General features: G+C 38.1%; 12 protein-coding genes and 1 rRNA gene. 10 read left to right on the top strand and 3 right to left on the bottom strand.

The window, feature by feature from the left end:
* A 5S ribosomal RNA gene (gene rrf / locus BM390_RS14945) occupies positions 1-93 on the top strand; the annotation flags it as partial.
* 98 nt (positions 94-191) lie between these two features.
* On the opposite strand, the gene BM390_RS14940 is transcribed toward rrf, so the two are convergent.
* Complete coding sequence (locus tag BM390_RS14940; protein WP_089855715.1) at positions 192-1,448, bottom strand: BaiN/RdsA family NAD(P)/FAD-dependent oxidoreductase; 1,257 nt, start codon at positions 1,446-1,448, stop codon at positions 192-194.
* A 264-nt stretch (positions 1,449-1,712) separates the two neighbouring features.
* Between BM390_RS14940 and BM390_RS14935 the strand changes: the two genes are divergently transcribed.
* Together BM390_RS14935 and BM390_RS14930 are read left to right on the top strand one after the other, a co-directional pair.
* Entirely contained in the window at positions 1,713-3,338 is a 1,626-nt protein-coding gene (locus BM390_RS14935) for a putative polysaccharide biosynthesis protein (RefSeq protein ID WP_062323808.1), read from the top strand.
* A 59-nt stretch (positions 3,339-3,397) separates the two neighbouring features.
* Positions 3,398-4,111 (top strand): pseudouridine synthase, encoded by a 714-nt coding sequence (locus tag BM390_RS14930; RefSeq protein WP_089855712.1) that lies wholly within the window; start codon positions 3,398-3,400, stop codon positions 4,109-4,111.
* A gap of 58 nt (positions 4,112-4,169) precedes the next feature.
* Here the strand turns inward: BM390_RS14930 and BM390_RS14925 are convergent, their stop codons facing one another.
* Positions 4,170-4,388: an HTH domain-containing protein gene (locus tag BM390_RS14925; RefSeq protein ID WP_082394595.1), complete on the bottom strand. Its 219-nt coding sequence runs from the start codon at positions 4,386-4,388 to the stop codon at positions 4,170-4,172.
* 138 nt (positions 4,389-4,526) lie between these two features.
* Between BM390_RS14925 and thpR the strand changes: the two genes are divergently transcribed.
* The 4 genes from thpR to trmB all read left to right on the top strand — a co-directional run bounded on the left by thpR (position 4,527) and on the right by trmB (position 7,586).
* Positions 4,527-5,087, top strand: coding sequence for an RNA 2',3'-cyclic phosphodiesterase (gene thpR / locus BM390_RS14920; protein WP_062323810.1), 561 nt, complete (start codon positions 4,527-4,529; stop codon positions 5,085-5,087).
* A gap of 27 nt (positions 5,088-5,114) precedes the next feature.
* Positions 5,115-6,020, top strand: coding sequence for a nuclease-related domain-containing protein (locus BM390_RS14915; protein ID WP_062323812.1), 906 nt, complete (start codon positions 5,115-5,117; stop codon positions 6,018-6,020).
* A 111-nt stretch (positions 6,021-6,131) separates the two neighbouring features.
* Entirely contained in the window at positions 6,132-6,935 is an 804-nt protein-coding gene (locus BM390_RS14910) for a phosphotransferase family protein (protein WP_371859895.1), read from the top strand.
* Positions 6,936-6,944: 9 nt separating this feature from the next.
* Entirely contained in the window at positions 6,945-7,586 is a 642-nt protein-coding gene (trmB, locus tag BM390_RS14905) for a tRNA (guanosine(46)-N7)-methyltransferase TrmB (protein WP_062323815.1), read from the top strand.
* A 91-nt stretch (positions 7,587-7,677) separates the two neighbouring features.
* On the opposite strand, the gene BM390_RS14900 is transcribed toward trmB, so the two are convergent.
* Complete coding sequence (locus BM390_RS14900) at positions 7,678-7,992, bottom strand: PepSY domain-containing protein (protein WP_062323817.1); 315 nt, start codon at positions 7,990-7,992, stop codon at positions 7,678-7,680.
* 219 nt (positions 7,993-8,211) lie between these two features.
* Between BM390_RS14900 and BM390_RS14895 the strand changes: the two genes are divergently transcribed.
* From BM390_RS14895 to BM390_RS14885, 3 genes are all read left to right on the top strand, one after another.
* On the top strand, positions 8,212-9,276 hold the full coding sequence (locus tag BM390_RS14895; protein ID WP_062323819.1) for a M42 family metallopeptidase: 1,065 nt from the start codon (positions 8,212-8,214) through the stop codon (positions 9,274-9,276).
* A 68-nt stretch (positions 9,277-9,344) separates the two neighbouring features.
* Complete coding sequence (locus BM390_RS14890; RefSeq protein WP_062323821.1) at positions 9,345-9,854, top strand: DUF84 family protein; 510 nt, start codon at positions 9,345-9,347, stop codon at positions 9,852-9,854.
* 169 nt (positions 9,855-10,023) lie between these two features.
* On the top strand, positions 10,024-10,557 hold the full coding sequence (locus BM390_RS14885; protein WP_062323823.1) for a hypothetical protein: 534 nt from the start codon (positions 10,024-10,026) through the stop codon (positions 10,555-10,557).
* Positions 10,558-11,374: the final 817 nt, after the last annotated feature.

Raw genomic sequence — 11,374 nt, 5'->3', positions numbered from 1 at the left:
TCACACCTGTTCCCATGCCGAACACAGTAGTTAAGCTCTTCAGCGCCGATGGTAGTTGGGCTTAAGCCCCGCGAGAGTAGGACGTCGCTAAGCAAATGGAAACTTCAAGATTAAATTCTTGAAGTTTTTTTGTGTTTTCTATTAAAAAACTCTTTACAATTAACACGGTGGTTAATCGTAAAGAGATCGAATTAAAAACTAAGCCAAGCCGCGTTTTGACCGGCATTATGTCCAGTCACGAGTGCTGCTGTAATATTGTAGCCACCAGTATAGCCATGGATATCGAGAATCTCACCAGAGAAAAATAACCGTGGCATCAGTTTTGACTCAAGTGTCGTTGGATTAACTTCCTTAATAGACACGCCACCACCTGTCACAAAGGCCTTTTCAAGTGGTAAAGAACCAATTGCTTTTAGTTCAAAGTGTTTCACGTCATGGATGAAAAGACGCAATTGTTCATTGGAAATATTGGCTCCTTTTAAATCTAAATCAATCGCATTTTTTTCTAAAATAAAGTGCAGGTACCGTTCTGGCATCAAACCTTTTAAAATAGTTTTGATGGCTTTTTTAGGGGAGTCCGTAATCCTTTTGGTCAGTTCATCAAAAAGTTGCTCTTCTGTTTCAGTAGGTAAAGCATCAATGAATAATGAGACGTGTTTTTGTCCTTGCTTTAATAATTTCACCACATATTGTGAACAGCGAAGAACAGCGGGGCCAGAAAAGCCAAAATGCGTAAACAACATGTCCATTTGGTGGGTCACCACATGTTTTCCGCTAGCATCTTTCACCGTTAAAGCAACATCGCGCAAAGCAAGACCTTGTAACGTTTTATTTTTAATAAAGGATTGATTGGATAAAAGAGGCACTTCGGTAGGATAAAGATCGGTGATCGTGTGTCCCGCTTTTTTAGCCCACGGGTAGCCATCTCCTGTAGAGCCCGTGTGTGGAACCGCTTTTCCACCAACCGCGACTACGACAGATTTCGTGGTAATTTTCCGACCATCTTCTAAGATGATAGTATGGGTATCCTCACCGTAATCAATGGCGGTAACTTTTGTTTCCGTCATGACTTTTACTCCTTGCTTTGCCAGTTGATTAATTAATGCGTTCACGACATCTTTCGACTGATTGCTGACAGGAAACATCCGGCCATGGTCTTCTTCTTTAAGTTCTACTCCTAAATCAGTGAAAAATTGAATAATATCTTCATTATCAAAGACAGAAAAAGCACTATATAAAAACCGCCCATTTCCAGGAATATGTTTGATAATTTCATCTTTAGGTAGGCGGCTAGTAACATTGCAGCGCCCACCACCAGAAATCGCCAACTTTTTACCAAGTTTCTTTCCTTTCTCAATTAAAATGGTGTCAACCCCTTGCTCACTAGCCGCAATGGCTGCCATCAATCCACTCGGGCCACCACCTATAACAACTACATTTGTCTTCATATTTAAACCTCCGTTATAGTTAAATCAAGTCACAGATCCTCAAACGATTATTTTTGTGCAATGAAAAACGTGCGCCTATGAGACGTCACGTCAAAAAGTTTGTTTATGACCAATGGTCTTATTCTATCAAACCCTACGTAAAAAAACTAGTAACTAAGTGTTTGATTATAGGTTTACTTTTTTGATATAGTTATCACCTGTTTTGTGATAAAATATGTATGTATGTCAAATGACTGATGAATTTTTTAAAGAATAGGTGAAAATATGTCGAAGAATACGATGTTACGGGGAACTTTATTGTTAACGGGTGCCTCGTTTATTTCAAAGCTATTAGGAATGCTTTATACGATCCCGTTTGAAAGCTTAGTCGGTGCAACTGGGGGAAAACTATATGGATTAGCTTACGGTCCTTATACCATCTTTATAAGTCTGTCAACGGTAGGAATTCCTTTAGCCGTGTCAAAATTTGTTGCGAAGTACAATTCATTGGGGGATTATAAAACAAGCAGACGCATGTATAATATGGCCTTACGACTCATGTTTGTCACAGGTATTGTGGCTTTTTTACTCCTCTTTTTTGGTGCTAACCTGTTAGCCAAGATTTATATTCCAGATAATGCTGAAGGCATTACGGTCGATGATGTTGCCATGGTGATTAAGATGGTCAGTTTTGCGCTCCTTATTATTCCATCGATGAGTATTACGCGAGGCTTTTTTCAAGGCTTCCAGTCCATGGGTCCAACAGCTATCTCACAAGTGATTGAACAAATCGTTCGCATTGCTTTTTTACTCATCAGTGTTTATATGGTTCTCAATGTTTTTGATGGAACGACGGTGACAGCAGTTGGGTTTGCAACGTTCTCCGCCTTTATTGGTGCGCTTGCCAGCTTGTTTGTATTAATACTGTACTGGAACAAAAGAAAGCATCACTTAAACCACTACATTGAACAACAGCGGGTAAGACCAGTGAAGTTATCAAATAAAGAACTCTTTATTGAACTGTTTCAATATGCAGGCCCGTTTGTTTTTGTGGGGCTGGCCATTCCGTTGTATCAACAAATTGATGCGATTACGTTCTCGCGTACGTTACTAGATGCAGGCCTAACACAATTAGAAGTGGACAATGCTTTTTCAAACATTAATTTATACGGACATAAATTAATTATGATTCCGATTACGTTAGCAACAGGCATGTCCCTATCAAGCTTACCAACACTGACAAAATCATTTGTTGAAAACAATCGCCCGCGATTATATCAACAAATTAATCAGTCACTTCAGGTGATTATGTTGCTTATTTTACCAGCAGTCGTAGGGATGAGCTTATTATCGAATCAAATTTGGGGCGCCTTTTATGGTATCAACGATTTCATAACATTTAATGGTGAAATCCTTGGTTGGTATGCGCCGGTCGCGTTATTTTTCGCGCTATTTACTGTGACATCATCGATTTTACAGAGTATCAATCAGCAACGGTTTGCGCTCTATAGCCTAGGGATTGGCCTAGTGTTAAAAGCTGTCTTAAACATTCCATTGATGATGGCTTTCGGACCAGTAGGGGCAGTTATTTCTACGTGGATCGCTTCTTTAGGTACAGTCATCAGTAATTTATTCAGAATTCGACGGGCGATTGCGTTCCCATTAAAAGCTTTACTGAAACGTTCCAGTCTTATGTTGATTTTTGCTGGGTTTATGTCGATGGCTGTTCTAGCTGTACAATTCGTTATGTCACAATGGGTTAACTATACCGATGGGCGTTTAAGCAGCATCTTGATTTTAATACCAGCGGTCACAGTAGGGGCCTATATTTATCTGTGGTTCAGTTATCGCTCGACATTGTTAGAGCGTGTGATGGGTGAGCGGATTAAGAGATTAGAACGCTTTTTCTAATATGATGGATGTATAACAAATATAAATATATAAATATTGAATCAACGAAGGAGTCACACATGCGAATTGATAAGTTATTAGCCAACTCAGGCTATGGTTCACGAAAAGAAGTAAAACAATTACTCAAAAAAGGACAAGTGACGGTGAATGGTTTGGAGGTTAAACAACCAAAAGAACATGTGGATCCGACACTTGATGCAGTGGAAGTGTTAGGTGAAAAACTACAATACCAAGAATTTGTCTATTTTATGTTAAATAAACCACCTGGTGTCGTTAGCGCAACAGAAGATACGCGTGATGAGACGGTAATTGATTTATTGGAATTAGCGGACCAAGTAAGGTCACCCTTTCCTGTCGGCCGTCTAGATAAGGATACCGAAGGTTTACTGTTATTAACGAATGATGGTAAACTTGCGCATCAATTACTGTCACCGAAAAAAGATGTTGGTAAACGATACTATGCGACCGTCGCAGGTTACGTTACTGAATCCGACATCGTCGCCTTTAAACATGGCGTGACATTAGATGATGGCTATCAGACGAAGCCTGCTGAATTGACCATTCTTAATAGTAGCGAGACATCAGAAATTGAACTAGTTATTTCAGAAGGGAAATTTCATCAAGTGAAGCGCATGTTCGAAGCTGTTGGTAAACAAGTGACCTATTTAAAGCGATTAAAGATGGGCGAATTAGAACTAGATCCTTCGCTTGAATTAGGGGAATATCGTGAGTTAACAGAGGAAGAACTATCTTATTTAAGAGGTCTAAAATAAGACAAAAAAATAAGCTGCCAAGTTAGACAGCGTGTTACGCAGTATAATGTTGTGGCGATTAAGAGATCTTCACTTTCTTTTTCGTCACATCCCATTGTCCCTTATGCGGACTCTGGACCAGACCGTTATAGCTTAAAACGTGTAAATCACGTTGCGCTGTCCGGTCAGTAATCTCAAACTCATTGGCAATCTCTGTCGTTGAAACGGGTCCGTTCTCTTTAATAAAAAGATAGACGGCTTTTACGCGAGTTAGCATCCGGTTTGTAGATTGACTCAAAAAACCACTCCCTATATCAAATTAATGAATCCTGTGGTGTTCTTAATCTCTTTTAACTATATTTTACACCGTTTTTAATAAAAATTCTACACTTTCAATGAAAATTAATGATTTCTTAATAGAAGAAGAGGTGGGTATATGACGCATTATTTCTTAGCCCTTCGATTTAATAAGAAAACACATGACAGGATTCATCAAGTAAGTCAATATGTGAAAGAAATAATCATAGAAGACAGTTATAAAAGATGGGTGGATTATGTTGATTATCATTTAACGTTACATTTCTTTGGTCCACTAGAAGACAAAGAAGCAGTGATGAACATAATGAAACGATTAGCTATTCCACCGCTATCATTAACCTTTTCTCATATTAATGGTTTTGGTCAATCGGGCGGTTACAGAGTTCTTTACTTAGAGCCAAAAGAAACGGATGTCCTACGCAATTTATATGAGTCGATCCAAGAAGAATTAAGCTTAAAAGGATTTCCAACAGCACAACGGCCATTTCGTCCACACGTCACCTTAGCAAAAAAGTGTCAAACACCGTGGAATAAAGAAAATGTTTTGTCACGTATCAATCGGACGTTAATGGCTACTTCCTTCCCGATTGATGTAAGACCTATCAGTGTGGCCTTATATAAAATAGAACCAAACAAGATACCGACCTATAGGGTTGTTTATGACATACCGATTAGATAGTGCCGTTTTAGCGAGAGGAGTGTGACAATGGCTCAATTAATCAAATTAGAAAATTATATATCACGATATGAACAAGATCCCTTTCATTATCCAAGTCAATATATTCGCTTGAAACAAGAGCAATGGCAACAGTTACGACAGGCATTTGAAAATCCTAAAGTACCTGAACAGATTGAAGAAGTAAAAGAGCCAACGTCATTTTTTAATCAGTGGCGTAAAAGAAAAAAGGAAACGGATGAAACGGACATTGAGGATGAACCGCTTCATGCTTTACCACAAACAGAAGATCAATTAAAAGTCTATTACTTAAATCAGCTCTATCAATTTCAATTAAAATGGGCATCATCAACCATTACCCAAATGTCGTTTATTGATCGTGTCTACGAAGATGATTTAGTACTGAAATATTTATTGCAGCGGTTTCCAGATACGTATTTAGTGATGTATCATCCCATCTTTCGTTTAAAAAAAGCGGAAGTTGAAGCAGATATTATCGTTGTTACGCCGTTTGATATTTATATCATTAAATTAGTAGAGTTTTCTTCAGAGACAAAAATTATCGCAGGTGATGATCGCCAATGGCAAAAAGAAGAACGGTCTGTTAGAAGCAACTTTATAAGCCCATTATTATCATTAAAACGAACGGATAAGATTGTGAAAAGTATTTTAAAATATAAAGAAGTCGATATGCCTGTGACGAAAATGGTGCTCTCAAGAAGTAATGCCATTGACTACCATTTAGAGCCGTTTCAAACGGTCTATATTGATAAAGAGCAACATGAGGCATGGTTATTGAAGCAACGCCAACTAAAGACAACATTAAAGCATAAACAACTAAAAGCAATCGGTGCCCTTTTATCTTTTAGTGATACGGTTAGTTTTAATCGTCCGGAATGGCAAAGGGAAGAGACAGACCAGTTCAACTGGGAATAAATAACGCTTGATTTTTACCCCCTCAATAGGTTAATCTAGGTATAGTGTTTTCTTAAATAAAATGGCTATTTGACGCTATTTTTGTCAAATGAAGTGAAAGGAGTATGCATTGTGCAGTATATGTTAGGCGATGAATGGACAATTGAATCTGCAGGTGGAGCAACGGGTGAAGCTTATTTTGCTCAGTCAGAGAATAAACGGTTATTCTTGAAAAGAAATTCTTCACCATTTTTAGCCGTGTTATCTGCGCAAGGTATTGTTCCTAAACTTGTTTGGACAAAGCGTTTAGAAAATGGTGACGTCATCACTGCCCAAGAATGGTTAGATGGCAGTGAGTTAAATCCAGAGGTGCTACAACATCCAAAGGTGGCTGAATTATTAGGTCGCATTCATCATTCAACCGAACTACTTGATATGTTGACCCGTATGGGCAAAAAAGCAATGAATCCGATGGAATTATTCCGAGAATTGAAGCAAATGATGCTGTCGCAATCATCCGGTCATACCAAATATCTCGTTATTAAGCGAGCGATTCAATTTATGGATGCTCATTTAAATCAAGTCATTGGTGTGAAACCAGTTGTCTGTCACTGTGATTTAAATCATAATAATTGGTTATTTACTGATAAAGGTGAATTATATTTGATTGATTGGGATAATGCTGAAATAGGTGATCCAGCTATTGATTTAGGCATGTTATTCCAACGCTATATCCCTGAACCAGAGTGGGATACGTGGCTTCATCACTATGGTGTGACAGAAGACCAGAATTTAGCTATTCGGATGCATTGGTATATGTTATATGAAGCTATTATCGATTTTCATCAATTACAAACCGTTGAAGATGCAATGGTAAAAGAACAAGAAATTAACGATATATTAACACGCGCAATGCGTTTAGTAAGAGAAAGGTGAGACTCACTCATGCGAGCAAGACATAAACCATGGGCTGATGATTATTTACAGGAACATCCTGAGTACGTCATCTTAAACCCATTAGATAAAAAAGGCAAGTGGCGTGACGTGTTTGGCAATGACCAACCCATTCATTTAGAAATTGGGGCAGGCAAAGGTCGCTTTGTGATGGGTATGGCGAAACAACACCCCGATATTAACTTTATTGCGATTGAACTTGCTAAAAGTATTATTGTCAGTGCGGTAGAAAAGGCAGTGGAAGAACAACCGAAAAATGTTAAATTGCTAAATTTTGATGCAAGTGATTTACGCGATTTGTTTGAAGATCATGAAATCGATCAAATTTATTTAAATTTTTCTGATCCATGGCCGAAAAATCGCCACGAAAAAAGACGACTCACTTATCATACCTTCTTAACTCAGTACCAACAGGTATTAAAATCTGATAGTAAACTTGTATTTAAAACGGATAATCGTGGTTTATTTGAATACAGTTTAATGAGTTTTTCACACTTTAATATGCTGATTGATGATGTGAGTTTAGACTTACATGAAGACAACGATCCGCTTAATGTGATGACAGAATATGAGGAGAAGTTCTCAAAGCGTGGTCATCCTATCTACCGAGTAGAAGCATCTTTTAAATCATAACAACGACAGAGAAAAGTATATGTCTAACAGCATGTGCTTTTTTTCTTTTTCAAGAAAAAAGCCTACGGTCATTGACCGTAGGCTTTAGTGTTTAATTAGTAATTTTTGTGTCAACAATCACACCTGTATAAGCATCAACATAGAACTCATACTGTGTATGTACATCATTTTCCGTACGGGTAATACCCCCGCGATAAACGGTATAGTTTAAACCGTGTAATGCTAATGTTTCAGTTTTCATATAAATCCATGAACCGCTGACAGGTCCTGCTTCCTTAAAACGTTCTTTTGCACGTTTAAGCGCATGCTCAGGCTTAATCGGCATGGCATCTAACTGACTTTTAATTGTGTAACCTAACAGTGTACCAACGCCAAGTGCAAAGAGTATTTTTTTACATTGCTTCATGAACAATCACCTCAACTTTTTAGTCTCATTGACAGTATAACCTATTTTTAGCTGTTTGAAAAATGGAATCTAATATTTTCGTTATTGTTTTACAGGGATGCAAATGTCTCTGTCTTAGAGATGTTAATCCTAAGACGTTGGTTCTACTTCTAGACCTAGCAAATTCACTTCAAATTCGGTACAATAGAAAAGGAAATGAAAATTGGGAGGTCTAGACGATTGAATAAAGAGACATTAGACATGTTTAAAACATTAACAGAATTACCTGGTGCGCCTGGTGACGAATCGCGTGTACGCGCGTATATGAAAGAAGAGTTAAGTAAGTATAGTGATAAACTTATTTATGACAAATTAGGTGGCGTTTTTGGTGTAAAACACGGGAATGGACCTAAAGTGATGGTGGCGGGTCATATGGATGAAGTAGGTTTTATGGTCACTCAAATCACGAAAAACGGGATGATTCGTTTTCAGCCATTAGGTGGTTGGTGGAATCAAGTTATGCTTGCCCAACGCGTTCAAGTTATAACAGACAACGGTCCGGTCATCGGTGTGATTGGTTCGATTCCTCCACATAATTTAACGCCAGAACAGCGTCAGAAGCCAATGGAAATGAAAAACATGCTGATTGATATTGGAGCGGATGATGAAGCTGATGCGAAAAACATCGGAATTAAGCCAGGCCAATCAATCTTACCAGTCATGCCATTTACCCCGATGGCAAATGAGAAAAAAATCTTAGCAAAGGCTTGGGACAATCGTTATGGTTGTGGCCTCGCGATTGACTTATTAAAAGAATTAAAAAATGATACGTTACCAAATACACTCTATTCTGGTGCAACTGTTCAAGAAGAAGTTGGGTTAAGGGGAGCGCAAGTAGCGGCCAATATGATTGACCCAGATATTTTTTATGCCTTAGATGCATCTCCAGCGAATGATATGTCTGGTGATGATAAGGAATTTGGCCAATTAGGTAAGGGTGCGCTGCTACGTATCTTTGATAAGAGCATGATCACGCATCACGGATTGCGCGACTTTGTATTAGATACAGCTGAATCCAATGATATTCCGTACCAATATTTTATTTCACAAGGTGGAACGGATGCTGGACGGGTACATTTAGCTAATAAAGGTGTTCCATCAGCTGTTGTGGGTATTTGCTCACGTTATATTCATACGCATGGATCGATTATTCATGTAGATGATTATGCAGCAGCGAAAGAACTGATTACAACATTAGTGAAAAACACGGATCAAACAACGATTGATACGTTGACAACGTACTAATCTTAAAAGAGTAGGGGCTCCTACTCTTTTTGCTTGATATAAAAAATGTGAAAATGAGGAATGATCGTATGGAAATCGTATTAGGTTCAAAAAATAAAGCCAAGCAACAAGCCGTAATGGAAGTATTTAAGGACGCCGTCATTCATACAACGGATGCGCCTTCTGATGTGAGCGCTCAACCTTTTTCAGACCAGGAAACGCTGACAGGCGCCATTAACCGGTCTATTTTTTCTCGTAACACGCTTGAACATGGGATTGGCATTGGCTTAGAAGGTGGAATAATGGAGATAAAAGGACAACTCTATTTAACAAATTGGGGCGCTTTAACTGATGAAACACATCAGATTTATGTCGCAAGTGGGGCGCGGGTGCCGATTCCCTCACCCATAGCTGATGCTTTAAAACCAGGGATTGAATTAGGTGATGTCATGGAAAAATATACTCAAGATCATCACATCCGCCATCACCAAGGGGCAATTGGTATTTTTACTGATGGTCTCATCACGCGGGATAAAATGTTTGAACATGTATTACTTCAGTTAAAAGGTCAATACTTGGCAAAATTAATTCAACAATAAATTTAACAGATGTTACTGTTAATATGACAAATAGATAACAATTGTGTGTAAATCACGTGTCCTTACTTGACGTTAATGAGAATCAAGGTATAGTAGACTATGGTTAGCGTTATGAAGACGTAAACTAAGCTATAAACTACAAAACTTACTATACAAGGGAGACCTATTTATGAAACGCATGTTATATATTATTTTAATTGGACTGTCATTAGTGCTTGTAGCTTGTGGACCCTCAGAGTCAGAAGTGATCACCGAACTTGAACAAGTTGCGACAACACAATTTGACCAACAAGTACACGAGCCAAATCAAACCTTAACGTATTTCTCACTTTATTTACCGGAAGGTTATAAAATTGACAGCAATGATGAGACGAATGTTGTCATAAGACAAACGGATCAACTGTATTTACTCTTTCATAACCCATTCGAAGATAAACAAAGTCGCACGTACTATGAGTCACTTGAGGTATTAGAAGATACAACTTATTTACAATCGTTTGAAGGTGAAGATTACTTCGGTTATATTTACTTACGTCCATTAGAGTCTGACTATGAATTACAAGTTGGCATCGGTGGTACGAAAATAACGACGCAAACAACATTAGATCAAGTTCAAACCGAAGCGAGTCAACTCATAACAATCTTGACTTCAATCGATACAAACCAAACAGATGAACAAACTGAAACAGAAACGACAGACTAAGCACTGTCGTTTTTTTGGTGAATGACGTTGGCGAACAAAAATATCCGTCTCATCACTATGTGAAATGACCATCGAATGTTGCTTGATATTCAAGATCCAAATATAACTTTTGAAGAAGGATGTCTTTATGATGATAAAGTAAAAGGAAAGTCGTGTTGCTATGTAGAGGGAAAGCTACCCCATACACTAACAACTTGCGCTTTTTGTGGTATTAAAAATGAGACATAATGCTTTAAGAGTAAGGTCTGTGGAAAGACGTTTACGACGATAACAGCTCTTGTTGAAAAATATACGAAAGTACGTGTATTAACCAAGGCGGCATAAGCACAGTCTTTAAAAGATAATGCTCAGAATATGACCTCGTCTCCCGCAACGGTTATTACGAAAGAATCGAAAAAGTATACCTCTTATCATGCGCTATTACCTCAGCAACTTTCTTTTGACGAATTTTAATACACCAAGGGTCTGATGGCCTTTGAATATACTCATGCGGAAATGGGTGGTAATCTTGAGTACCGAGACGATAGAAACATTAAAATTCACGCCATTTCACTAGCGTCGCATAAATATAATTAGAATATTCCGAACGAGTTTCAATTATTTTTTTGACAAAAAAGGAAGCATCCGAATAAAGGTAGTGATCATCCGTTTTTTAACTATTTTAAAATTCAGAGTGACAGATAGTTAGTTAGATGCTTCACGGCACTGATTTCCCTTGAATCGCACTTATCCACATATCAGGAGAATCCCATAAACTTGCTTTTAGTAAGCGTGTAATCTTTAGATAAGTCTCTTTACTATTTGTTTCAAGATGAAT

The sequence above is a fragment of the Halolactibacillus miurensis genome (assembly GCF_900116255.1).
GTDB lineage: Bacteria > Bacillota > Bacilli > Bacillales > Amphibacillaceae > Halolactibacillus > Halolactibacillus miurensis.
Note: the sequence above shows the minus strand (reverse complement) of the source record. Positions and strands in the feature narration are given on the sequence as shown.